The sequence below is a fragment of the Cytophagales bacterium genome (assembly GCA_033344775.1).
Classification (GTDB): domain Bacteria; phylum Bacteroidota; class Bacteroidia; order Cytophagales; family Cyclobacteriaceae; genus JAWPMT01.
The window spans coordinates 619,335-643,959 of record JAWPMT010000005.1 but is presented as its reverse complement, the minus strand read 5'-3'; the positions used below and the strand labels follow the sequence as shown (position 1 = coordinate 643,959).

21 protein-coding genes are annotated in these 24,625 nt (G+C 44.4%); 13 read left to right on the top strand and 8 right to left on the bottom strand.

Translation table 11 applies throughout. From position 1 onward, the window contains the following. Nucleotides 1–23: 23 nt before the first annotated feature. From R8G66_20345 to R8G66_20310, 8 genes are all read left to right on the top strand, one after another. A complete protein-coding gene (locus tag R8G66_20345; GenBank protein ID MDW3194741.1) occupies nt 24–3,188 on the top strand; it encodes a glycosyl hydrolase in 3,165 nt (1,054 codons plus the stop codon). Further along, the gene (locus tag R8G66_20340; GenBank protein MDW3194740.1) at nt 3,185–4,435 is read left to right on the top strand and encodes a DUF418 domain-containing protein; all 1,251 of its coding nucleotides are present in this window, start codon (nt 3,185–3,187) and stop codon (nt 4,433–4,435) included. The genes R8G66_20345 and R8G66_20340 overlap by 4 nt, the downstream gene beginning before the upstream one ends. Before the next feature lie 650 nt (nt 4,436–5,085). Then, the gene (tgt, locus tag R8G66_20335; GenBank protein ID MDW3194739.1) at nt 5,086–6,216 is read left to right on the top strand and encodes a tRNA guanosine(34) transglycosylase Tgt; all 1,131 of its coding nucleotides are present in this window, start codon (nt 5,086–5,088) and stop codon (nt 6,214–6,216) included. Nucleotides 6,217–6,238: 22 nt separating this feature from the next. Further along, the gene (locus tag R8G66_20330) at nt 6,239–7,312 is read left to right on the top strand and encodes an LptF/LptG family permease (protein MDW3194738.1); all 1,074 of its coding nucleotides are present in this window, start codon (nt 6,239–6,241) and stop codon (nt 7,310–7,312) included. Between the two features lie 5 nt (nt 7,313–7,317). Beyond that, nucleotides 7,318–8,214, top strand: a complete 897-nt coding sequence (locus R8G66_20325) for a DMT family transporter (GenBank protein ID MDW3194737.1) — start codon at nt 7,318–7,320, stop codon at nt 8,212–8,214. A 62-nt stretch (nt 8,215–8,276) separates the two neighbouring features. Beyond that, complete coding sequence (locus tag R8G66_20320; protein MDW3194736.1) at nt 8,277–8,915, top strand: hypothetical protein; 639 nt, start codon at nt 8,277–8,279, stop codon at nt 8,913–8,915. A gap of 38 nt (nt 8,916–8,953) precedes the next feature. Continuing rightward, nucleotides 8,954–10,789: a PhnD/SsuA/transferrin family substrate-binding protein gene (locus R8G66_20315; GenBank protein ID MDW3194735.1), complete on the top strand. Its 1,836-nt coding sequence runs from the start codon at nt 8,954–8,956 to the stop codon at nt 10,787–10,789. 65 nt (nt 10,790–10,854) lie between these two features. Further along, entirely contained in the window at nt 10,855–11,562 is a 708-nt protein-coding gene (locus tag R8G66_20310) for a Crp/Fnr family transcriptional regulator (GenBank protein MDW3194734.1), read from the top strand. On the opposite strand, the gene ispE is transcribed toward R8G66_20310, so the two are convergent. From ispE to R8G66_20295, 3 genes are all read right to left on the bottom strand, one after another. Continuing rightward, a complete protein-coding gene (gene ispE / locus R8G66_20305) occupies nt 11,557–12,357 on the bottom strand; it encodes a 4-(cytidine 5'-diphospho)-2-C-methyl-D-erythritol kinase (GenBank protein ID MDW3194733.1) in 801 nt (266 codons plus the stop codon). The two genes, R8G66_20310 and ispE, sit on opposite strands and share 6 nt — an antisense overlap. 35 nt (nt 12,358–12,392) lie before the next feature. Further along, nucleotides 12,393–12,749: a four helix bundle protein gene (locus tag R8G66_20300; protein ID MDW3194732.1), complete on the bottom strand. Its 357-nt coding sequence runs from the start codon at nt 12,747–12,749 to the stop codon at nt 12,393–12,395. Nucleotides 12,750–12,833: 84 nt separating this feature from the next. Next, nucleotides 12,834–13,646, bottom strand: a complete 813-nt coding sequence (locus tag R8G66_20295; GenBank protein ID MDW3194731.1) for an SDR family oxidoreductase — start codon at nt 13,644–13,646, stop codon at nt 12,834–12,836. A gap of 218 nt (nt 13,647–13,864) precedes the next feature. Here R8G66_20295 and R8G66_20290 point away from each other — a divergent pair, with 218 nt between their 5' ends. Further along, nucleotides 13,865–15,343: an SDR family oxidoreductase gene (locus R8G66_20290; GenBank protein ID MDW3194730.1), complete on the top strand. Its 1,479-nt coding sequence runs from the start codon at nt 13,865–13,867 to the stop codon at nt 15,341–15,343. A gap of 1 nt (nt 15,344) precedes the next feature. Here the strand turns inward: R8G66_20290 and R8G66_20285 are convergent, their stop codons facing one another. Further along, a complete protein-coding gene (locus tag R8G66_20285; protein MDW3194729.1) occupies nt 15,345–16,763 on the bottom strand; it encodes a BamA/TamA family outer membrane protein in 1,419 nt (472 codons plus the stop codon). A gap of 85 nt (nt 16,764–16,848) precedes the next feature. Here R8G66_20285 and yidD point away from each other — a divergent pair, with 85 nt between their 5' ends. Then, nucleotides 16,849–17,064 carry a membrane protein insertion efficiency factor YidD gene (gene yidD / locus R8G66_20280; GenBank protein ID MDW3194728.1) on the top strand — a complete coding sequence of 72 codons (216 nt, stop codon included), beginning with the start codon at nt 16,849–16,851 and terminating at the stop codon, nt 17,062–17,064. A 253-nt stretch (nt 17,065–17,317) separates the two neighbouring features. Further along, nucleotides 17,318–18,073, top strand: a complete 756-nt coding sequence (locus tag R8G66_20275) for a hypothetical protein (protein ID MDW3194727.1) — start codon at nt 17,318–17,320, stop codon at nt 18,071–18,073. Here the strand turns inward: R8G66_20275 and nadE are convergent. The 4 genes from nadE to R8G66_20255 form a co-directional block, all read right to left on the bottom strand. Beyond that, nucleotides 18,070–19,902 (bottom strand): NAD(+) synthase, encoded by a 1,833-nt coding sequence (nadE, locus tag R8G66_20270; protein MDW3194726.1) that lies wholly within the window; start codon nt 19,900–19,902, stop codon nt 18,070–18,072. The genes R8G66_20275 and nadE overlap by 4 nt on opposite strands. A 66-nt stretch (nt 19,903–19,968) precedes the next feature. Further along, complete coding sequence (rnc, locus tag R8G66_20265) at nt 19,969–20,721, bottom strand: ribonuclease III (GenBank protein MDW3194725.1); 753 nt, start codon at nt 20,719–20,721, stop codon at nt 19,969–19,971. An 8-nt stretch (nt 20,722–20,729) separates the two neighbouring features. Beyond that, on the bottom strand, nt 20,730–21,983 hold the full coding sequence (gene fabF, locus R8G66_20260) for a beta-ketoacyl-ACP synthase II (protein ID MDW3194724.1): 1,254 nt from the start codon (nt 21,981–21,983) through the stop codon (nt 20,730–20,732). 42 nt (nt 21,984–22,025) lie between these two features. Beyond that, nucleotides 22,026–22,262: an acyl carrier protein gene (locus R8G66_20255; protein MDW3194723.1), complete on the bottom strand. Its 237-nt coding sequence runs from the start codon at nt 22,260–22,262 to the stop codon at nt 22,026–22,028. 339 nt (nt 22,263–22,601) lie between these two features. Between R8G66_20255 and R8G66_20250 the strand changes: the two genes are divergently transcribed. Both R8G66_20250 and pyk read left to right on the top strand, forming a co-directional pair. Continuing rightward, entirely contained in the window at nt 22,602–23,033 is a 432-nt protein-coding gene (locus R8G66_20250; protein MDW3194722.1) for an IPExxxVDY family protein, read from the top strand. Between the two features lie 2 nt (nt 23,034–23,035). Then, nucleotides 23,036–24,469 (top strand): pyruvate kinase, encoded by a 1,434-nt coding sequence (gene pyk / locus R8G66_20245; protein ID MDW3194721.1) that lies wholly within the window; start codon nt 23,036–23,038, stop codon nt 24,467–24,469. The last annotated feature ends 156 nt before the right edge of the window (nt 24,470–24,625 follow it).

Below are 24,625 nucleotides of genomic sequence, written 5' to 3'. Positions count from 1 at the left end.
GCGCTTAACATCCCGACCTAAACATGAACAAACTTCAGTCCCTTTTTTCCTTGCTATTGATCGCGCTGCAATTCAGTGCTTTCTCACAAGTAGACCCAGACCTATTTAAGCAATTAAGGTTTCGATTTGTAGGCCCGGAGGGTAACCGAGCCATTGCCATCGCAGGTGTGCCAGGCGATCCGATGGTCAACTACATTGGAGCAGCTTCAGGGGGGCTTTGGAAAACAACGGATGGCGGCATCAAATGGAAGCCTGTTTTTGATGGTCAGGAAGCCTCCTCTATTGGCTCCATAGCCATCACCCCTTCCAATCCTGATGTTGTTTGGGTAGGTACCGGGGAAACCTTCTTGATTCGTCCGGCCCACGCTATGGGTGATGGCATCTATAAATCCGAAGATGGAGGAAGTACATGGCAGCACATGGGGCTTGAGAAAAGTGGTAGAATTGGCCGTATTGTTGTCCACCCTACCAATCCTGATATCGTTTATGCAGCGGCCCTGGGACATACCCATGCACCTCAACGAGAACGCGGAGTATATCGAACCACGGATGGTGGAAAATCCTGGGAACAGATCCTCTTTGTGGATGAGGGAACCGGAGCAGCTGATATTGCCATAGACCCAAAAAATCCAGACCGTTTGATTGCCGGCATGTGGTCTGTTCAGATCAATACCTGGAAACTGAACAGCGGAGGTCCTGGTGGTGGAGTATATCGGTCAGTAGACGGGGGAGATACCTGGGTACCATTGAAAGAAAATGGACTTCCCGGAGGACAGAACAACCCGGTAGGAAAAACAGGAGTGGCCATTTCTTATTCTAACCCGGAAGTGATCTATGCGCTTTTTGAGATTGAAAGCCCCGCATTATACCGGTCGAAGGACTTTGGAGAAACCTGGGAATTGATGACCCGAAATCATGACATTAACGAACGTGCTCCGTATTATACACGAATGGCGGTTTCCACGGATAATCCAGACAAGCTGTATTTTGCCAATGTCAAGTTCATCACCTCAGAAGACGGGGGAAAAACCATCAGCGGCAGTTACAGTGCCGGAGGTGATAATCACGACATCTGGGTGGACCCGACGAACCCGAATCGCTTCATGGTGGCACATGATGGCTGTGCGAGCATCACTTTAAATGGTGGTGAGAGCTTTCAACGCATAGTGTTGCCCATTGCGCAGATGTATCATGTGGCCGTAGATGATCAGATTCCTTACAACCTTTACGGCAACCGACAAGATGGCTATTCCTATCGGGGACCAAGCAACAGCCGACAGGGTTACATTCCCATTGGCCTTTGGGAAGGTGTAGGCGGTTGTGAAAGTGGTTTTGCGCAGCCAGACCCACTGGACAATAACATCGTGTGGTCGGGTTGCTATGACGGTGGCCTGGAACGATATGACGCAAGAACCGGACATGCGCGAGATGTTCGGGTGTGGCCGGAAGCTGGATATGGCTGGGCACCAGCGGACATGAAATACCGATGGTTCTGGAATTTTCCAATTGCTTTCTCACCAAACGTAGCACATCGGGTTTATGTCGGTAGCCAATATGTGCACAAGACAGATGATGACGGACAAAGCTGGCAGGTGATTAGCCCGGACCTGACCCTGAATAGAAAAGAACATCAGCAAACATCGGGCGGTGTAGCTGTAGATAATTTGATGACTTTTGATGCTTCGGTATTGATTTCTATCGTAGAATCTCCGCTTGAATCAGGACTCATCTGGACTGGTAGCAACGACGGACAAGTGCATATCACCCGTAATTTTGGTGAAAAATGGGAGAATGTGACCAGCAATATTCAGGGATTACCTGAGTTGGGGACCATCTCCAATATCGAGATTTCACGCTATGCCAAAGGCACGGCATACATTTCGGTGGACCTGCATCATTTGGGAGATTTCGATCCCTACGTCTACAAGACCACTGATTATGGCAAGACCTGGAAAAAGATCAGCGAATCCGTGCCGAAATCAATTCATAGTTTCGCCCATGTGATCAAAGAAGATCCGAAGCAAGCGGGAATGTTATATCTGGGTGTCGATAATGGCGTTTATGTGAGTTTTGACAATGGCGATAACTGGATGCGTTTGCGGAACAACCTGCCGCCGGCTCCTGTTTATTGGCTGGAAATTCAAGAACGGTTTGATGACCTGGTGATCGGCACCTACGGACGAGGCTATTACATTCTGGATAACATAGGGCCGCTAAGGGAATATGCAGCGAAAGCTGCAGAACAGGAGGTGCACCTATTTGATCTTCGATCTGCTTACCGCTTTCATGACAAACAAGCCATCAAGACAGATGGTCCCAGCTTCAATTCAGGTCGTAATCCTGCATACGGAGCAGATATCAATTACTTGTTAAAAGACACGGCTCAGAACCCAGTAAAAGTGGAGATCCTGACACAATCAGGAGAGGTGGTGCGGACCATTGAGGGCACTAACCGAAAGGGAGTCAACCGGATCATGTGGGACTTGCGATATGAGCCTACGTTCAAACCAAGGTTGCGGACCAAACCTCCGGGCCGACCCTGGGTGCAGCTCAATGGAGAAGGATGGCGCCCATTGGTGACCTGGGACCTTGACCTCTGGAGAGGCCAACTTGGGCCGCGTGTTGTCCCTGGAAATTACGTAGTAAAACTGATTGTGGATGATCAGGAAATCACCAAAGAGGTACAAGTACTTAAAGATCCTGCTTCTGTGGGTTCTCAGGCAGAGATAGCGGCACAGGTAGACCTTGCACTCGAATTGCGAGATGCCATGAACATTGCCGTGAACATGATCAATACCCTGGAATTGATTCGCAGTGAGTTGAAGCAATTGGAGCCAAAACTGGAAAGGAAAGCCGATTTAAAGCGGGCCAAAGAATTGGATGCCCTGGCGCAATCCATTTCTGCCGGACTGTATGATATTCAACTGACCGGTGCCAGAGAAGATGCTTTCCGTGCACCCATGAAGTTGTACGGAAGGCTCAGTGCTTTGGCCAGTGACCTGTCTGGACATGGCGTCGATTTTTCACCGACTGACCAGCAGAAAGCGGTATATGATGTGCTCGACCAGCGACTGACGAAACTGGAATCCAGATTCAAGCAGTATGTGGACGTTGAGGTCAATAAGATGAACGATCAGTTGAAAAATGAAGAATTGAAGATCTTACTGGAGCAGGGAAGTTCTCAATGACACAAGGACTGACGGCCATTTCTTCACAAGAGAGAATCAGTTCTATAGATTTTCTTCGAGGATTAGCCGTTCTTGGGATACTGGTCATCAACATTGAATCCTTTGCCTATCCCGACCCCTGGAGTCCCTATAAATATGGTAATCAGGAGTCACTGGATCATCAGGTCCGGTTCTGGGTTTATTTTTTAGCGCAGGGCAAATTCTTCAGCATGTTTACCATGCTCTTTGGAGTGAGCTTTTGCCTGTTCATTGATCGACTTTCCGGAAGAGCATCAAGCCCGAATGCGATGGCGCTTTACGTCCGTAGACTTTGGGGCCTGTTTCTGATCGGCGTAGCACATGCTTATTTGATTTGGGATGGCGATGTACTTTACCACTACGCCATTTGCGGATTGCTCTTGTTGCCTTTTCGGTCTTTCAAAGTTTCAGGTCTGGTCATCGTATTATCAGTATTGGTATTGCTAGTGGCATTCAATGCGATCCAATCCACCCAAAGGACTGCCCGACAACAAAATGCCTTTGAGTTGGCGAAAGCCAAACCTGCAAATGAGCGTTCCGAAGCAGAGCAACAAGCAATCGCTTCATGGACACGAAGAACAACACGGAAACAACCGGTTACAGAAGTAGTTGAAGTGCCCAGGAATTCTATTTGGGAGAGCATACAAGTAAATGCAAGCCATCAGAAAGTTCATAAAGGAGCCTTGTTCTACCAGGGTATATTATTCAGAACCTTGATCATGATGGTGCTAGGGATGATTGGCTATCGGTTGGGTGCTTTTCACGATTATCGATCCATCAAAGGTTATTGGTTGTTTACCGTTTTTTTGTTGGTGCTGGCTTTGCTGGTCAATTATTACCGGTACGATCAATGGACATTTAAATACCATCAGCCGGTAACGCAGTTATGGGCCGGAGTGGCATTCGCTTTTCCCAAAGAATTGTTGGGACTGGCTTACATGATGCTTTTCAATGGCCTGTTTCAACTGGTGCGGCCCTTCTCAAAATTGAAAGGGATCACGAATATGGGTAGAATGGCTTTGAGCAATTACCTGATGCAGAGTTTGATTTGTGGTTCCCTGTTCTACGGTTATGGATTAGGCTGGTACAATCATTTTTCCAGATCCGAACTCTGGTTGATCATTCCTTGCATATGGACCTTTCAAATAGCGATCAGTTCCTGGATATTGATGAATTATGACCAGGGCCCGGTAGAAAAGCTATGGAGGACCTTCATCTACAAAGGTTGACTCGAAGTTTTGGACTCTCTTCTTTCTTGCGAGTTAGGATTAGGAGTGGAAGGATTTGAAAGACTCGCGTCAGGAAAAAACTAGCCCCCTAGTAGAAGGCTAGTTTAAATATACCAAACGAAATTCTTATTGCTCGATTTGTCAATCGGGTCTATTTAAGCATTAAATCTTGATAACTGGAGGCCTTCGGTGGTTGGAGATGAATTTAAGAAGGCAATATTTTTTATAAATAGTACTCTTGATTGACTGAAAATAGCTGAATCAGCCATATCAAACTGAAGCCTAAAAGAGATTGTGGACCAAATGCAGAAGCATGTTTTAGTAATGATGGCTAGGTTCTTCAATTTTCTGTAGATTCTTAAAATCGCTATAACGTAATAATATGTAAGTCCTTTTTTTCCATAAAAATTAGTTCGTGAAAAACGTATGGAAACACGTGAAGCAATCCTGAGAAATCGTAAAGAAACATTGAGCGATGAGTCCGTCTTGTCAAATATTTCGCATGATAGATGGTTTGAATAGGCTGAGAATCAAGTTCAAATGGTAATTAAGGTTTGCTTTTTTCGGTTTTTACTCACGGATCGATCAAAGTGCTCCGTCTAATCTTTTCAAAAAACTATTTTTGTGCTCCTTAATTTAAACGCAAGAAGGTGGACTTTACTCTGGTAGCAAACGATAAGAAAAGCGGAGCCCGGGCGGGTGTGGTTAAAACTGATCATGGCGAGATCCATACACCCATCTTTATGCCGGTAGGCACTGCTGCCACGGTGAAAGCTGTTCACCAGCGGGAGCTTAAAGAAGACATCAATGCTGAGATCATTCTGGGCAATACTTATCATCTGTATTTAAGACCAGGGTTGGATATCATCAGTGGAGCAGGAGGTTTGCATCAATTCAATGGGTGGGACCGACCAATTTTGACTGATAGTGGAGGCTACCAGGTGTATTCTTTGGGAGATAATCGCAGCATTGAAGAATGGGGAGTCAATTTTCAAAGCCATATTGATGGCTCTAAACACATGTTTTCTCCGGAACATGTGATGGACATTCAGCGGATCATCGGGGCGGACATCATCATGGCATTCGATGAATGTACCCCTTATCCCTGCGAGTTTGATTATGCAAAGAATTCAATGCACATGACCCACCGATGGCTCAAGCGCTGCATCGAAAGGTTTGACACGACCGAGGGACATTATGGCTATAGCCAGACCCTCTTCCCAATCGTTCAAGGAAGTGTATATCCTGATCTTCGCAAAGAGTCAGCGGATTTTATTGCTTCTTGCGAGCGTGAAGGGAATGCGATTGGCGGACTGTCTGTAGGTGAACCACACGAAGACCTGTATGCCATGACAGATATGGTGTGCAATATTCTACCTGCGGATAAACCAAGGTACTTGATGGGGGTAGGCACACCGGCAAACATCCTCGAATGTATTGCACTGGGAGTAGACATGTTCGATTGTGTAATGCCTACGCGAAATGCAAGGAATGGCATGCTGTTCACCACTGAAGGAGTAGTCAACATCCGCAATGAAAAGTGGAAAATGGATTATAGCCCGATTGATCCAAACCTGGAAGGGCACGTAAGTACCTTCTATTCTAAGGCATATTTGAGACATCTGGTCATGAGCAATGAAATGTTGGGTGCACAAATTGCTTCTGTACACAATCTTTCTTTCTATCTGTGGTTAGTAAGAGAGGCCCGCAAACAAATAGAGGCTGGGAAATTTGCAGGCTGGAAAAATTACATGGTCAAAAATGTATCCAGAAGACTGTGATTTGCGTTCTGCTGCCGACTAGATGAAGAAAATTGACTGGTACATACTGAAAAAATTCCTTGGCACATTTGTGTTTGTTGTGCTCGGTCTGTTAGCGATCATCTGCGTGATCGATTTTACGGAGAAGAATGATGATTTCATTGAGAATCAGGTGTCTGGTGAAATGATCGGGTTGTATTACCTGACCTTCATACCTTTCATCGCGAGCTTACTCACGCCTATCACAGTATTCATTGCCACCGTTTTTGTGACCGCCCAATTGGCAGCAAGAACAGAGATCATCGCCATTTTAGCCAGCGGTGTAAGCTTCAAAAGATTGATGGTGCCTTACTTTATTGGAGCAGTCATGATTTCTGCTGCGAGCTTTTACCTGAACAGCTACGTGATCCCGGATACGAATAAGTTTCGGATCAACTTTGAAATTGAATTTCTGGGGAAACCTTTCTATTTCAGTGATCGAAACATCCACTTCAAGATCGGAGAGGAGGATTACATCTACATGGATAGGTACAACAACCGTAGGGAGATTGGATATAAAGTGACCCTGGAGAAAATTCAGGATTTGAAACTGCAGGAAAAGATCTCGGCCAATCGAATTGAGTGGGACACAGCTACCAGCAAATGGACCCTGATCAATTGGCGTAAGCGTATTCTCTTAGATGATAAAGAGATATTCGAGGACGGAGCCAAGATGGACACAGCTTTGAACCTATATCCCAAGGACTTTGACAACAAAGAACGGCTTTGGGAGACACTGACCATGTTTGAGCTGGATGATTACATAGCCTTGCAGCAATCCCGGGGGGCAGACGATGTACAGATCTACCAAATTGAGAAATACATCCGATTCATGCAGCCGTTTGGTGTGCTGGTGCTGGTTTTCATTGGGCTAATTGTCTCGGCACGAAAATCGAGGCGGGGAACAGGGTTCCAGATTGCACTTGGGTTTTTGATCGCATTCGTCTTTATCATCATGTTCATTCTGACCCGTGCGGTTGCAGAGGCCAATACCATGAATCCGGTACTGGCAGTTTGGATACCCAATATCTCATTTACTGTTGTAGGCTTTTTGATGTACCATACGGTGCCCCGGTGAGTTCGATGCGCGACTTTCTTAAACTGCATTTCATTGTATTGCTCTGGGGGTTTACTGCCATACTGGGCAAGTTGATTTCGATACCAGCGGTAGAGTTAGTGCTATTGAGGACGTTTTTCGCGGCGATTGGTCTGCTGGTAGTGATTGCATATACCAGGCGAACTTACAAGATAAATGGAGTCAGGAATAATGCGTTGATAGCAGCAGCAGGAGTCTTGATTGGCGCTCATTGGATCCTATTTTTCCTGGCCGCACAGTTGTCCAATGTCTCTGTTTGTCTGGCAGGAATGGCCACAACGGCGATCTGGACGGGTCTGGTGGAACCTTTGTCGATGAACAAGCGTGTCAAGCCTTATGAGCTGATGATTGGTGGGCTAGGATTTTTAGGCATGCTTGTCATCATTCAGGACGATTTCCAATATGGACTTGGGTTTGCTGTCGCGGTAGCTGCTGCCATACTTTCTGCCTTTTTTACGGTAATCAACGGGCATGTGGTCAAAGGAAATGATCCGGTGACCATTTCTTTTTATGAGATGGGATTTGCGGCATTGGCCATCTTGTTGTTTCTTCCAGTTTATCATATCAATTTCGAGGCAACATTGCTTTTGATTCCACAAGGCATGGATTGGCTATATCTGTTTGTGCTGGTCATGGTTTGTACCGTTTATGCCTTTACGGTCAGCGTGGAATTGATGCGAAGGATATCGGCTTTTACGATCAATCTGATCATCAATCTGGAGCCCGTTTACGGAATTATTCTGGCGCTTTTGATTTTCGGTGCTTCCGAGAAAATGAGTTCATCTTTTTACTTCGGTACCGGGATTATCCTGATTTCTGTACTTATTTATCCACCAATTCAGCGTCATATGGAAAAACGTTCTCAGAACGTTGATTTGTCGTGACTTTATCAATTTAGAAGTCACCACAACGCATTAAATTGCGGGGCGCTACCAACTACTCCACGATGGAAATCGAATTATTTGGGCTGATCTTGTCTGAACCAGTCACAGCTTTCGGAAATTTGCTTTTGGCCATGGTCTGTTTTTATGCCTTCAGGCAAACAAAAAGCCTGGCATCAACGCACGGAATCAGTGCCTGGTCATACTTTTTTTTGACTTTAGGTGCTTCCACATTCATCGGAATTTTTTCACACTTGTTTTCCAGTTACGATGTGCAGTGGTTGAAATTGTTTGGGTGGGTATTTGCCGGATTGACTGCTTATTTTACCCAAACCGCCTCCGTCGAGCAAGTGACCAAACAAAAGACTGGTACAGGCATGTGGATGGTTAAGGTACAGTTGGTGTTGTTTTTCATTGCGTTATTCTGGTTCCGTGTCTTTGAAGTGGTACTGGTCACCACTGTTATTTCCTTGTTGACCGTCTTGTTGTTGCAGGCTTATGGTTATTGGAAGAAATTGGTCAAGGGTAGTGAACTGATCATTTTTGGTTTCGTCATTTCCGTTCTTACTGCGGTAGGCCGACTTATGAATCTCTCCATACATCCGATATGGTTCAACCATCATGATGTGGCGCATTTATTGATGATCGTTGCCTGTTTGGTCATTCTTGCTGGTGTGAAGAGAGCGGCTCATTCAGCTTTATAAGATCAACGCAGTAAATCACTGCTAGTACCGAGTTAAACATGAGAGCAAAGCTTATTTCGATTTTTATCAATGTTTTGGTGCTTTGTGTCATTGCACAAGCACAGCAATTGAAGGTAGGTGTCATTCCATACAAGACAGACCAAAAAGTATTGGATACCTATCCTCCATTGTTTGAATACGTCGCGGAAAAATCACAATTGGAACTGGAGTTTTCTTTGGTGCCTGAGTCAGAACTAGGTTATCGATTGGATCAAGGGGAGTTCGATGTGGGCGTGTTTACGGTATTTCCATACCTGGCTGCCAAGACGGATTTTCCTGAACTGGAAGTTTTTGCTTCACATTTGGTGGGTGGAAAAACGAATTACAAAGGTGCGATCTTAACCACCAAATCCAGTAATGTAGCGGCTATCACAGATTTGCAGGATAAACAATTGGGCTTCGTGAAGCCTACATCTACTTCAGGATACCACTTGCCCAAAAGTATTCTTGAAGAGTATGATATTTCTCTCTCCGAAGAACAGTCCGTGTTTTTAGGGGGTCACGATAAGGCAATCGAAGCACTTGTGGCGGGAGAAGTGGATGCCATTGGCATTGACCTGGCAGGATTTTCAAAAGTGGCCCATCAACTGAGTGATTTTAATGTATTGACTTCCTACGAGATACCTTATCACGCCTATGTTTTTTCTCCCCAACTGACAAAATCGGTCAGGGACCAGTTAAAGGACATTATGCTCGAAGCAGACAAAGACCCTTCTGTCAGAGCACTCTTTCAGTCAAATCCGCTGAAAATCAATTCCTGGAGAGCTAAGAATGAAGCTTATTACAATTCTTTGCGGCGGTACCTGAGAGAGGTAAGGGTGAAACCTCATGTCAACCTCACAATGACCGTAGGTGATCAAACGAAGGATATTCTAAGTCAGTCTGGTGATATACTTTCTCTTTTAAGAACGGATATCGAACAGGAAATCAAACAATCGGGGCGTTTTGATCTCAAAAAAGATGACCCACTGCATACGTTGAAAATTGAGGTGAGCTTATTTGCTGTTGAAGACCTATTTCACTACCAGGTTGAAGTAGAGGATCAATTGGCGGGAAAAGGAGATATCACATTGCAAGCGGTTAAGTCGGCCTTACCAAAGATTGTGATGCAGCATTTTCTCGAAGTTCAACCGATTCTAACCGAACTACTGCAGAAAGAAGATGAATGGTTCGTGACTTATGGAACCGATGATGGCATTAATATTGGACATTATGAGTTTGAATGGGTACAGGCAAATGGCCAATCTGAAAAGATCTCAAAGGATCAAGTCTCCATTAGCGAGAAAAACCTTCATTTCAAGGAGCTTGCTGCGGCCAAGGGAGATCAACTAAAGATCATTTACTTGCCTGCGGAAATCCAGGATGATGGCTCGGAAATTTTAATAACGCCCAGTCACAACATTTTTAGCGCCAAGTTTTGGCGACAAGACTATTGGGATAAACTAGGCTTGATCCTGGGGGTAGTTTTTGCGATTATTTCGGCCCTTATTGGTAGACTATTCTCAAAAAGGCGGCAAAGACGCTTTAAAACTATTCTTTATCAAACCAATGAATTGCTAAAGGACTTCTTAGATGATCACCTCAAGTTTGAAGCAAGAGTGATTGCGCAAAAAGAGCAGATCAGTCGCTTGTTTGAAAATGGTACGATCAACGAAAACCAATTCATGATCCTTAACAATCGCATTGAGGAGGTAAGTATGTTGATGGATCGCATCACTCCACAGGAGGTGAGATTGACCGATGCACAAAAAGAAGAGATCGAGGATATCATCGTGGACGGCAAAATCACGGAGAAAGAATTCGGCAGGATTATGAACATCCTTCGAAAGTCTTAATTGTCGCCTACGGTCATTTTTAAAAAATCAGTTATTTTAGTTGAGTAGAATTTAAAGTAACTCAAGTGAGTCAGGAGTCGAATTTTTGGTTTTTCGAGGAGGTAGATTTATACAACATTTTTTGCCCACACCGGGTAAAGGAGATGGCGGAGAAGCATGAGTTTCGACGCTACAAAAAGGGTGACTACATCTATATGCCAGATGAGCCCAACAAGCATGTATTTCTGATTTCTGATGGACGAGTGAAATTAGGGTCGTACACGCCAGATGGTGAAGAGGTCGTCAAAGCGATCCTAAGCCGTGGGGAAATCTTCGGAGAATTGGCCATAGCGGGTGAAACCAAAACCAAGGAGTTTGCCAAAGCCCTGGACCATACGACCACCATTTGTCCATTGACCATCGATGACCTGAAGTTGTTGATGAAGGAAAATGAAGAGCTGAATTTTGCGATCATCAAGGTCATTGGCTTAAAATTCAGAAAAGTGGAACGCAAAGTCGAATCGATGGTTTTTAAAGATTCCAAGACCCGTGTGATCGAATTCCTTTTAGAAATGGGAGACGAACGCGGAAAGAAAGTTGGATTCGAGACCATGATCAAGAACCACTACACCCACAAAGACATTTCCAGGCTCACCGGAACCTCAAGACAAACGGTAACGACTGTTTTTAATGAGTTGCGAGATCAGAATTTCATCAATTTTGATCGGCGGCGAATCTTGATCAGGGACATGGATAAGCTCCGTGAATTGAGTGAGCAACAGTCTGAATCATAGATCGTCGAGCGATCCTGTAAAATCAAAAGTTGCTGAATCTGGCAGGTGATCAAAAAGGCCATAAACAGTCGATCCTGATCCTGTCATGGCGTAATATATCGCGTCAGCTTGCCCCATGGTTTCAAGCGCCTTCCTGATGTTTTCGTGGTTATTAGCCGCTGCTGGTTGAAAATCATTCACCAGTTGTTGCTGCCAATGTTTAATATTCCCGCCTATGGTCGCTTCCAATATATTGTCGGGTTGTTTTGGTGTAAGACCTGCGTAAGCTTCTTTGGTGCCAATGTGTACACCAGGGAAAATCAGTGCGATGTGAAAGGCTGATAGGTCCACATGAAAAGGTGCTAAGGTCGTGCCAGTACCCGTAGCCAGGGCCGGGATATTCTTGATAAAGAAAGGACAATCACTTCCTAGTTGTGCGGCATAGCCTTCTAATTCACCAGAATTAAGGCCTAAAGTAAAAATATCATTCAGTAGTTTCAGAGTGAATGCACAATCGGCTGACCCACCACCCAATCCCGCACCCATTGGGATGACTTTGTGAAGATGTATGGCCACTGGTGGCAGGTCATGCGCTGATTTAAGTAATTCATAGGCCTGGACACAGAGGTTATTGGCTCCATTGTCAGGAATTTCAAGCCCGGTTTGTTTGAATGAAAATGTATCTGCTGGAATGATTTCCAGGATGTCCCGGAGAGGGATAGGAAACAAGCAGGACTGGATTTCGTGGTATCCGTCCTGCCGTTTATTTGTTACGTTCAATCCAAGATTGATCTTGGCGTTGGGGAAAGAGATCATTAGTCGATGGTCATTTAGTCTCTCAGTCGATAGCTCTAAGGCCTTAAGGTCCTACGTAGGGACTGAATCATTTTGCTTATTTCTGTCCACGCATTGTAAAATCGATTGAAATCTTGTTGATCAATGATAGTCCTGCGTTGCGCGATGTGCAAATAACTTACAACTACAATTCCTGATCTTAAGGCGATCCCAAGAAATCTCGCAAACTCCTTGTTTGATTGTCCAGTTGATCCTTCAGCAATGTTCAGCGCGATCGAATCTGTCACCCTTTGCATCTGGGGAGAAAGGACATATCTTTCATCCACAGGGAATTTTTTGATTGCTGTGTTAACATCGGCTGTCAAATCAATAGCCTTTTGCCAAACTTTCAGTTCCTCAAATTTGAATCCCATATTTAAACTATCGACTAAAAAAGGATGTAATATCTGCTAACTGTCGACTAATTAACCATCGACTAAAAGTCTATCGACGATAGTCTACTTCGAAAGTTCCTCAACAATATTTTCGGTAATTCCTGAGGTAGAGAATCCTCCATCATGCATGAGGTTCTGCATAGTCACCATTCTGGTGAAATCAGAGAACATCATCAAACAGTAATCCGCACAACTTACTGCATCTGCGTTGCCCAGTGGTGACATTTTATCTGCGTAGTTGAAGAATACATCGAATCCTGGGACACCAGAACCTGCAGTAGTCATGGTAGGCGACTGGCTGATGGTATTGACGCGTACTTTTTTCGATTTTCCAAATCGGTAGCCATAGCTTCTGGCAATAGATTCCAGCATGGCCTTGGCCTGTGCCATATCCGAATAATCAGGGAAGGTACGCTGCGCAGCGATGTAGGAGAGTCCAAGGATGGATCCCCATTCGTTCATGATGTCCATTTTTTCCGCCACCTGCATGGTCTTGTGGAAAGAAACAGCAGATACATCGAGGGTTTTCATGAACCAATCGTAGTTCAGATTACCATATTCCTTTTTCTTTCGCACATTTGGGCTCATGCCAATGGCATGAAGAATGAAGTCGAAGTTTCCACCTAGAAGCTCTTTCGATTTTGCGTACAGGTTTTCCAGATCTTCTACGGAAGTCGCATCTGCTGGAATGACTTCTGTTTCGCATTTTTCAGCGAGCTTTTGGATCTCACCCATTCGCATGGCGATAGGTGCATTGGTTAGTGTGAATTTTGCTCCTTCTTCGTAGGCTCTTTCGGCTACTTTCCAGGCAATTGAATTCTCGTCGAGGGCGCCAAATATGATCCCTCTTTTTCCTTTCAGTAGGTTATAGGTCATCGTGAAAAATTGCTCATTAATAAGGCCGCAAAAATAGGGAATGTCCCTTGACTTGGTGCTAATAATGAAGCATTCCGTTCTTCAGTGATAGTAAGACTACCGTCACAAACCAAAATAAGTGTTAAATTCAGGTACTTTTTTTATCCATTTTTTTGATATTTTTTCTTCCTTCCTGAACAATGATGCTACCAATTAGTTGGAACTTGGAAACGTCCAAGATGAGAATTCTCCTTACAGGAGCCACAGGTTACATCGGTAAAAGATTAATGACCGTCCTTGCGAGTAAAGGACACACGGTTATTTGTGCCGTTCGGGACCCTGCAAGATTGGTGATTCCTGATCTGGTGAAAGACCGGGTAGAAGTAATCAAACTGGACCTTTTGGATGCTGCAACGCTAGAAAACATCCCCAAAGACATTGATGGAGCGTACTATCTGGTACACTCCATGTCCGCCTCTCGTAATTATATCAGCCTGGAAGAACAGTCGGCAAAGAACTTTCGTCGGGCGATGGATGCAACAGAGGTAAGACATGTGATCTATCTCAGTGGGATTGCCAATGAAGAGGACCTGTCCCGACATTTAGCGTCCCGGAAAAAAGTAGAAGAAGTACTTAGTCAGGGGAAATACCATTTTACGACACTTCGAGCAGGGATTATTATTGGTTCCGGTAGTGCAAGTTTCGAGATCATCAGAGACCTGGTAGAGAAACTTCCGGTGATGGTAACTCCGAAATGGCTGCGTACCAAATCTCAGCCTATTGGTATTAATGACGTCATTACCCTGCTTTCTGAGACCTTCCTTCACGAAGAAACTTACGGACGCAATTTTGATATAGGTGGGCCTGATGTCCTCTCGTACAAAGAGATGTTACTCACTTTTGCGAAGATCAGAGGACTCAACCGATCGATCATTACACTTCCAGTGATCACGCCGAGATTGTCTTCATATTGGCTTTATTTCGTTACTTCTACATCCTACAATCTGGCCGTGGCCTTAGTCAATAGTATGAACGTAGAAGTGATTTGCCGTGATAATGAGCTTTGCAACATTTTAGGGATCAAACCCATCGGTTACGAAGAAGCCATTCGCCAGACATTTGATCAACTTTCTCAAGAAGACCTTTCTTCATGGAAGGATTCACAGGTTAGCGGACGATTGAATTTCGATATTTCAGATTTTATTCAGGTTCCGACTTACGGTTGTTTCAAGGATCAAAGGAGAAGGACTTACATCGATAAAGAAACCACGATTGAGAAAGTCTGGCATCTAGGAGGAAAAACCGGATGGTACCATGCCAATTTACTTTGGAGACTAAGAGGGTTCATGGACAAGGTGCTTGGAGGCGTAGGCCTGAGAAGAGGCCGTAGCAGTGAGCATTCTTTACATGTTGGAGATGCGTTGGATTTTTGGCGGGTTCTTTATGCCAATAAGGAAGAGGGACGTCTGTTGTTATTTGCTGAAATGCGATTACCAGGAGAGGCCTGGTTGGAATTCCGTATGGAAGGCGAGGAACTGGTGATGACCGCTACTTTCCGTCCAAGAGGGCTCATGGGCCGGTTTTATTGGTATGCAGTACTTCCATTGCATGAATTCGTCTTTCCGGGTATGCTCAAGAAACTAACAGATATTTCTGATTGTGAGCGCGCTGCAGTTGCGGAGAAACAGAAAGAGGTAGCGCTCGAATCCGCGGAGTAGCTTACAAATCTGCTTTTGCACTGATCGCAAAACGAAAATTCCCTTCTGCATTGACAGACCATTCGAATCGACTTACTAAATCGTAGATAGTGACCAGGTCAAATCCGGCACCAGCTCCGAATAAGTGCTTATTGGTTAATCTTTGGCTCAGTTCATATTCTGGATAATTATTGACCCAGCCCCCGTCGAAGAAGATTTTTGCATAGAGTGCTACCGGAACTTTTCGGAATTGCCTAAATGGCATCATTTTCCCCAAATCCTGAGTGTGTTTGAATAAGTTTCTACGCAAAGTGCTTTTGTAGAGTGCATACTGATACCCCTCAATCAGGTCTTGCTCGTACCCCCGTACCAAAGTTTGTTCAAATCCTACACCAGAATAATTGATGTAAGGCTGGTTCTTGGGCCAGGAAGAAAATACTTCTACACCCGTGCTTGCAGAAAATTTATTGCCCAGATCAAAATACTGACGATAAATCAGGTTGATGTCGAAAATATCTACCTGATTGTAGATTCCAAGTCCGGTCTTTTCTAACTTGAATCGTAGCAAGTGACCCTTAGTTGGGTAGTTATTGTTGTTTCGCAAGTCCCTGGTAAACTGGTAAGACAAGTCAAAATGTCGTTGCAAAGTGGCACCATTGCCAAAATAATTAGGGTTCAGCATGGCTACCGTGTCATCAATAACCCGATGATCAAATTTTAACTGAAAACGATGTGTGTTATAGTACGATTTTCGGAATCGGTAGGTAACACGTGCCCGGGTGGTTTTTCGTAGCAATCGTTCTTCACTCACGAATCGCCGAACATGGTCCTCCGTTCTGTATCCCGCATTTCTGCTTTCAGAATAGCTGAAACCGAGTGAAAGTCCGTGCTTCTGAGATTTTTCAATATAAGGAATACGCCAACTTGCTAAGAAATCCCGTTCGAATCCCACCTGAAAGATGAGGTTTAATAACTCACGTCGGCCCCGGAAATTGTACTGTTGGTAGCGTAGCCCCAGATTAACGCGACTCAGATCGCGATTTTGATTGACCCACCAATCGTTGAGATTTCGGTCGGCCAGCTTGAAAATGAAGGAAGGATAGATGTACCATCGTTCCGAGACGGTGACCAGGACCATCAATTCATTGTCCGATGCGTAAAGGGGCTGGACCTTTACTTCATCGAACAGGTTGGTGTTATAGATGCGCTGTTGATCTTCGGTGACCGTTTTATCAATGAGGCTGTCCGACACCATGTAGCCCTTGGTGAGCTGCATTTCCCTTAGGATGATGTTGGCTTTCGTTTTTTGATTGCCAATGATGAACACTTCTTTGACCAGAACTGATTTGGCACTACTGGAATCCCGGACGCTTTGACCAAAGGACCAACCGGGTAGCAACCCGAACATCAGCAATATGACCCAACATCCTTTCCTTTTCACACTTTTATTGCTCCTCGCCGTTTCTGCCCTTACAATTCTGATTCAAAATGATAATATCCACCAAATTAGACGATAGATTTGACCTGTGCGATTATTTCGTAAAATTTTGATTTTGCCTGTGTTGTTTTATCAATACAGCATCAGCCCTCTTTTCCCTAGTTCCTGTCGGTACAGTCCGACATGTTCCAGCTACATGAAGGAGGCTATTCTTAATCATGGGTTGAAGGGTCTTTGGATGGGTATGAAGCGCATTGCCAGATGTCATCCTTGGGGTGGAAGTGGCTACGATCCCGTGCCATGATATCTATGGATCGATTTTTGCTTAGTTTTAAATAGTAAGAGAATACTGGTGACCGGGAGATTTTTCGAAATGGTAGACAGCTTGAAAAAATAACCCTTCAATTCCCTAAAGGGTGATTTCGTTTACGCCCTTTAGGGTAGGGACGGTCCGCTATTTGAGATGCCAGAAAAATCTGCCCTGACATGCTTCAAGTGCACTTTTTTATTGAAATTGAAAATTAATAGGATTACCTCAGGATTAAAACAACAAACCAATGAACTGGTCTTCTAACTATCATAATTTACTTTGGGTATTTCTCTTCATGTGCGCCGCTTCATTTGCGCTATTGCCTGGTAGTGCAGAGGAGGCAGAGCAGGAAAGAATGATGAAGGAGGCGGAAGCGGAGAATAGAGATTACCGACTGAAACACGGCCGGATCGATTCCAAAGATTCCAACGGGAACGTAAAGTCTTCTGTCAATTATGTAAATGGCAAGAAAGAAGGAGTATCTTATCTATACTATCCGGACGGAAAAGTTCAGTTAGAAATGACCTATGCGTCCAATTTGCGGGTAGGAACTTCCAAAAAGTACTATGTTACCGGGGAGCTTTATGCTACAACACCATTTAAGAATAATGTGATTGAGGGAGAGCGAAAGACATTTTACGAATCCGGTAAATTATTGGCTTCGGTTCCTTACCACAACAGCTGGCCGGGAACAGGCCTGAAAGAATATCTTTCCAGTGGAAAAGAGAGAAAATTGAAGCTGGGAATCGAGGTGCAAAAGGAAGGAAGTTTGTGGCTATTGCGGACTGAAGAGCCTTGTCGGAAGGCAAATTTTTATTTAGGTAGCCTGGTGGATGGTCGTTTCCTCAATAAGAATGCCCTCGTGCCACTGCAGACAACAAATGGGGCTGGAATCCTTGACCTTAAAAAGATTGGCGGAGAAAAGAATACTTCAGGTTTGGAGGTTGTGTGTCGATGCTGGACTCAACAAAACAACCCACTGATCCTGTCAAAAAAGCTTTAAAGTTGATTTAGTTCCTCCAACTCCTCCTTAAACCCACTTGATAAAATTGGGAACCGGCACCACGTCTTTGGATCAATGTTGAAATCATCGACATGAAAGCTAGGAGCGATTCGTTCACGTTTCCACTGATTGATAGACCATAACCGGAAAAATTTCGTGATCCATTGTTTCAATGCGGCCTTAGAATAGTCTTGTTGCATGGCCCGGAATACCTCTACTGGTGAATGCCTTTCTCGGATCGCCCATTCTTCAATCTTCACCAATACGGAGTAAGGCATGAGATCGTCTTCATCCGTCTGTTTTTGATCCGGAGGCCTCAGCTCTGCGGTAGGCTGTAAGGCATTGACGAACTTGAGCCCCTCGTAACCCAATTCCTTTTCAGCATATCGGAGCCATTCAAGTACCAGATCTTTGTCAATGGCGGCAATAGGTGAGATACTACCACTAGTATCTCCATCCATGGTGGCGTAGCCCACATCACCTTCGCTACGATTACTGGTAGACAGTAATAGAAACCGGTCCAGATTGGCCAACATCCAAATGATGGGTGACCGTGCCCGGGCCTGAATATTTTGCAAAGCGATATCATCCGTTTCCCATTTCAGGTCACGGCCCACTGCATTTTCAATGGTTTGTCGGTACTGCGCCACTTCCTCATCGATCAGCCAGTGATGAAATTTCGCACCAAGACTGTCCGCCAGTCCTTTGGCCGAATTGAGTGTATCTTCCGAAGAATTTTTAGTGCCTTGATAAGCAGTGACCAGCAGTTGATTGATAATAGCTTTCGGATCTTCAGGGATCTTAAAGCCTAGCTTCCGTTCAAATGCTGCATGGCCCAGGTCTGCTAATCCTTCATGTACCATATGAGCGACCATCGTTGCAATTGAACTGCTGTCGGCGCCTCCGGAAAGGGATAAAACAAATCCCTGGCTTCTGCTTTTCCGCAAATAATCGAACAATGCCAGGGGAATGACCCTTGAGAGTTCTTCCAATCTGTTTTCCCAGTCATCCTGGACCTGCGTTTCAGAAGCTCCATCAAGATCGAGGGTGAGTGAGAGTAAGTTGTGGTCCGCAAATGAAAGTCGCTTGTTTCGACCGATGAGCTTGCCTTGCTGCGCAACGAGTATGTCACCATCATAGATCATTCGGCCCGCCTCATTACCAAGCAAATTGGTGTAGAGGTAAGCACAGTTGAATCTTTTTGATGACTTAGCGACCAGGTTTTCTCGAAAAGCTCCTTTTCTGAAGGCAAAGTGACTGGCACTTGGATTCAGGATCAGATCAACTTCTGGCTCGAGAAAGTGGCATGCAGGACGATCTTCTAACCATGCATCTTCACAGATTTCAAAAGCGATTTTTACACCATGTAAGGTTGTTTGAAATGCTCCAAAAGGGACAGTCTGATCATCAATTTCAAAGTCAATGAGTTGCTGATAGGGCCAACTCGAAAACCACCTTTTTTCATAATGTACGCCATCATTGGCCAGGTGGTGCTTGGCATAAAAGCCGACAATCTTGCCATCGTGTAAAAGGCAACAGGTATTATAGACCTGATCTTCGATGCGTACTGGAAGTCCTACGGTAAAAGCTATTCCTTCACTGAGCGGAATGAGTTCGGTTAGTTTTGATAGGGCTTTTTTAGGTAGCCAATGACTTAGGAAAAGATCTTCACAACCATAACCAGTCAGACACAATTCAGGCAGGCACAACAACTGCACACCTTTATTTTTTGCCTCAACAACGGCTGCCTTGATGTTGCGCAGGTTGTGCGCCCAATCCATCGGGATTTGATTCAGACAAGCACCACCGATTACCAATTTTTTACTCATTGCCTCCTGAGATGTGTTTGGTCCGAAATTCTATGAAACCTATGAAATGGATATACTGATGAAACGCTAAGATTGTTCATCTTTTTCAAGGCGCTCGAGGGTTTTTCTTGCTGCATCTTGCTCAGCTTTCTTTTTGCTGAACCCATAGCCTTTTTCAAACCCTTCTCCATCGATGACGATCTGAGCTACAAATTGGCCGTTTCGGTTCTTTTGATTTTGATCCACGATCTCGAAAGACAGCTTCCGATTTTGTTTTTGGGACCACTCGATGATCTTGCTCTTGTGGTTGGTGATGGTGTTGACCAATTCATCCAGATCGAAATGAGGAATGATCAAACGTTTGATGATGAATCGCTTGCAGAAGTTGAATCCACGATCCAGGTAAATGGCGCCGATCAACGCTTCAAGTGAGTCGCCGTAGATGGATTTCGGAGACAAGGCAGACTTATTTTGGTGAAATTGGATCAGGTTTTTGATGCCGAGTTTCCTGCTCAGGTCATTGAGCGTTTCGCGGTTGACAATTTTGGATCGCATTTCTGTCAGGAATCCTTCTTCTTTGAAGGGAAACCGCATGAACAGAAATTCGGCGACAATCATACCAAGAATGGCATCACCCAGGTATTCCAACCGTTCGTTGGATTCCCGCAGGCCATGGTCATTGACCAAAGCAATGCTGCTGTGCCGCATCGCCAGCTTATACAAGGACAAATTGTACGGCGCACGTCCGGTGATGGACTTGATCGCTACGTATAATTCTTTATCCTGGGAATCGTTCGGTAATTTGAATGCAAAAACGACTCGATTAAACCAGGACAGCACGATAAGCTTTATCCGTTATATTTTTTGAAAACAATAGAGGTATTGTGACCTCCGAAACCAAAGGTGTTGCTCATGGCCACATTTACTTCTCTTTGCTGCGCCTTATTGAATGTCAGATTCAATTTAGGGTCGATCGTCTCATCATCGTTAAAATGATTGATGGTAGGAGGGATAACCCCTTTTTCAAGCGCCATGATACAAGCAATGGACTCAATTGCACCGGCAGCACCTAATAAGTGACCAGTCATGGATTTGGTAGAACTGATGTTCAGGTTGTATGCATGCTCCCCAAATACCGTTTGTATCGCTTTAATCTCACCAGAATCCCCCAGAGGTGTGGAAGTTCCGTGTGTATTTACATAATCAATCTGATCTGGTGTGATGTCCGCATCACGGAGTGCTTCTTTCATTACTGCCATGATTCCCAATCCTTCAGGATGAGGTGCCGTAATGTGGTAAGCATCAGCAGACATGCCGCCTCCGATGACCTCAGCATAAATTTTCGCGCCTCTGGCCTTGGCGTGTTCCAACTCTTCAAGTACGAGTGCTCCAGCTCCTTCACCGAGTACAAAACCGTCTCTTTCAGCGTCATAAGGGCGTGATGCCGTTTCAGGAGCATCATTTCTCTCAGATAAGGCTTTCATAGAATTGAAACCACCTACTCCCGAAGGAACAACAGCTGCTTCCGATCCTCCGGTAAGGATCACTTCAGACTTGCCTAGTCTGATATAGGTCAGCGCATCGTTGAGGGCGTGGTTAGAAGAAGCACAGGCCGAAACCGTAGCGTAGTTAGGGCCACGAAAGCCATATTTGATCGACAACATACCAGGAGTGATATCAGCGATCATTTTAGGGATAAAGAAAGGATTGAACCTGGGAGTACCGTCACCAACGGCAAAAGAACTGACCTCATCGTGGAAGGTTTGCAGACCTCCGATCCCTGATCCCCAAATGACTCCAACTCTTTCTTTATTGACTTCCTCAAGATCAAGACCTGAGTCGCCGATGGCCTCTTCGCTGGCAACCATTGCGAATTGGGTGCCAGGATCCATTTTTCGGGCTTCCTTTCGGTCTATATGATCTTTAGGGTCAAAGTTCTTTACCTCACAGGCGAACTTTGTTCTGAACTTTTCAGGATCGAAACGAGTGATTGTGGCTGCTCCACTGACACCTTGGGCCAGCGCATCCATATAATCGTCTTTAGTATTACCAATGGGAGTAAGCGCTCCGAGGCCTGTAATAACTGCTCGTTTCAGTTGCATCAAAGTATGATATACTTAATCAGTGTAAGATGAAATTTTTTCTTATTTGACGTTTTCCTCCAGGTAAGTAATTGCGTCACCTACAGTTGCGATGTTCTCCGCCTGATCGTCTGGAATAGAGATGTTGAACTCCTTTTCAAATTCCATGATCAATTCCACAGTGTCCAAAGAATCTGCACCCAGATCATTGGTGAAGCTCGCCTCGTTGTTGATTTCCGTCTCTTCAACACCCAGCTTGTCAACTATAATCTGTGTTACCTTACTTGCAATTTCAGACATTTCTTTAAAGATTTGGTTTAAAAATTTTGTGCAAAGAAATAACATTCAATTCTAAAATCAAATCATTCTCGAATTGTGAAAAATCGCAAAGGCTCAAATTTGATTCCTTCGAACAAAATATTCTTTCGCTTAAAAGCTTCCTAACAAACCGTATGCTGTTCTTAGGAGGCATATAACTGACCTTCCATGCTGTGACCTAATATAAAGTGCCGTTTCATTTGGGTGCTTTATGCTTGCTACTTTGAACCATCGCGATATGTGGCGAAAATATGTAGTGAAAACGCTTGCAATATTCGTTCAGTTCCAACACACTAAATTCGCTTCAGGAAGCGTGATAGCATGAAGCTGAAGACCAAACTTGAACCTCAATACGATTTTGATTTTGACCTGATCGGGATCGTCTCTTCAGCAAAGGAATATACCTTGGCCTGGCATTTTAATCAGGACTCATTTTTACACTTTATTAAAGGGGATGATATTGAAATCGAATTCAAAAACCAGTCCCGAATAATAATTTCCAATTTTGTTTTTGAATCTGAATTTGTGCGTGTTCTTTTGCTACGCAACAAATTGTTGACCAGTAATACCAAGATGAATCAGTATTTTATACCGGAGCTGCAACGCTTCGATTATTTGATTCAGATGAAGACGGAAACCGAGGAGCCGAACATAAATCAGGTCATTGAAAAAGCCCGTAATATTCCACTGATCCAATATGTGATGAAGCTGGATACCGATAAAATTAAAAATAAAGAAAACTTACTTTTCTAGAGATGGAGATTACTCAAAAGAGATCAAAGATTGTCGCTACCATTGGTCCGGCCAGTCGAAACAAGGAAACGTTGAAGAAATTGGTGCAGGCAGGTGCTAATGTACTTCGCATGAACTTTTCTCACGGTTCACACGAGGATCATGAGCTTGTGATTGGTATGCTCAATGAAGTGAATGATGAGTTGGGAACCAATGTATGCTTGCTACAAGACCTGCAAGGTCCTAAAATTCGTTGTGGTCAGGTGGAAAATAATGGCGTTGAAATTAAATCTGGTGATCCACTGATCATTACAACTGAAGAAATGGTTGGCACCAGTGATAAGGTCAGTACGATCTACAAGGCCATCGTGAATGATGTGATGGCAGGAGATAAGATTTTGATCGATGATGGTAATCTGGAGTTGGAGGTTAATGAGGTAAAAGAAACCGAAGTGCATACCACGATCATTCACGGGGGAATATTGAAGTCCAGAAAAGGGATCAACCTTCCCGATTCAAAAGTCTCGGCACCCTCACTTACTGAGAAGGATATCGAAGACCTGGAATTTGGAATGACCCATGACATTGAATGGGTGGCCCTGTCATTTGTGCGTACGGCGGATGATATCAAGGAATTGCGAAGACGACTCAATGAGAAAGGTGTTCAATCTAAGATCGTTGCAAAGATCGAGAAGCCTGAGGCCATTGAAAACATGGATGCGATCATCGCTGCAACGGATGCCATCATGGTGGCCCGAGGAGACCTGGGCGTAGAGATCCCTATGGAACGCGTACCACTGGAGCAAAAGCGCATGGTGAAGAAATGTAACCGATTAGGAAAACCCGTGATCATTGCCACCCAGATGATGGAAAGTATGATCACCAATCCAAGACCAACCCGTGCAGAGACCAACGATGTGGCCAATGCCATTATGGATGGTGCCGATGCGGTAATGCTGTCTGCCGAGTCTGCTTCCGGTGCATTCCCAGTAGAAGCAGTTCAAAGCATGTCCAAGATTATTCAGGAAGTAGAGAAATCAATGTCCAATATTTATAACAAGTATCAGGACAAGGAAAAAGAGCCAAGTTCTACCCGTCAAAATGATTTATTAGTTAGAGCAGCCTGTCGATTAGGAGAGTCTACCAAAGCTAAAGCCATTGTGGGAATGACCAAGTCCGGATACACTGGTTATCGCATTGCCATGCACCGTCCCAAATCTAAAATCTACTTGTTTACAAATAACAAACATTTGCTTCGCCAGATCAGCCTGATCTGGGGTGTGAATGGTTTTTACTTTGATCAACAGGAAAATATCGATCAAACACTAGATGCTATTGAAAAACGACTAGTGAAAGAAGGACACTTGCAACAGGGAGATACATTCATCACTACCGCTTCAATGCCAGCACACTGGCAGGGACATACCAATATGATGAAGATTAATGTTGTAGAATAGCATTTAACAAGGCCATTTTGAGCTATTGAGCCCTCTTCGGAGGGCTTTTTTGTTTTTTGTGATTGATTCAATTGTCATTACCTTGCATCAAACTTCTTTTTTTAAACAACTATCAAAGCAAGAAGATCGAACATCTCTTAAGATAAAATGTCCAAT

Coding starts and splice junctions, on each gene's coding strand:
- R8G66_20345 (MDW3194741.1), top strand. CDS start 24: ATGAACAAACTTCAGTCCCTTTTTTCCTTGCTATTGATCGCGCTGCAA.
- R8G66_20340 (MDW3194740.1), top strand. CDS start 3,185: ATGACACAAGGACTGACGGCCATTTCTTCACAAGAGAGAATCAGTTCT.
- R8G66_20330 (MDW3194738.1), top strand. CDS start 6,239: ATGAAGAAAATTGACTGGTACATACTGAAAAAATTCCTTGGCACATTT.
- R8G66_20325 (MDW3194737.1), top strand. CDS start 7,318: ATGCGCGACTTTCTTAAACTGCATTTCATTGTATTGCTCTGGGGGTTT.
- R8G66_20320 (MDW3194736.1), top strand. CDS start 8,277: ATGGAAATCGAATTATTTGGGCTGATCTTGTCTGAACCAGTCACAGCT.
- R8G66_20315 (MDW3194735.1), top strand. CDS start 8,954: ATGAGAGCAAAGCTTATTTCGATTTTTATCAATGTTTTGGTGCTTTGT.
- ispE (MDW3194733.1), bottom strand. CDS start 12,357: ATGATCTCTTTCCCCAACGCCAAGATCAATCTTGGATTGAACGTAACA.
- R8G66_20300 (MDW3194732.1), bottom strand. CDS start 12,749: ATGGGATTCAAATTTGAGGAACTGAAAGTTTGGCAAAAGGCTATTGAT.
- R8G66_20295 (MDW3194731.1), bottom strand. CDS start 13,646: ATGACCTATAACCTACTGAAAGGAAAAAGAGGGATCATATTTGGCGCC.
- R8G66_20290 (MDW3194730.1), top strand. CDS start 13,865: ATGAGAATTCTCCTTACAGGAGCCACAGGTTACATCGGTAAAAGATTA.
- R8G66_20275 (MDW3194727.1), top strand. CDS start 17,318: ATGAACTGGTCTTCTAACTATCATAATTTACTTTGGGTATTTCTCTTC.
- nadE (MDW3194726.1), bottom strand. CDS start 19,902: ATGAGTAAAAAATTGGTAATCGGTGGTGCTTGTCTGAATCAAATCCCG.
- fabF (MDW3194724.1), bottom strand. CDS start 21,983: ATGCAACTGAAACGAGCAGTTATTACAGGCCTCGGAGCGCTTACTCCC.
- R8G66_20255 (MDW3194723.1), bottom strand. CDS start 22,262: ATGTCTGAAATTGCAAGTAAGGTAACACAGATTATAGTTGACAAGCTG.
- R8G66_20250 (MDW3194722.1), top strand. CDS start 22,602: ATGAAGCTGAAGACCAAACTTGAACCTCAATACGATTTTGATTTTGAC.
- pyk (MDW3194721.1), top strand. CDS start 23,036: ATGGAGATTACTCAAAAGAGATCAAAGATTGTCGCTACCATTGGTCCG.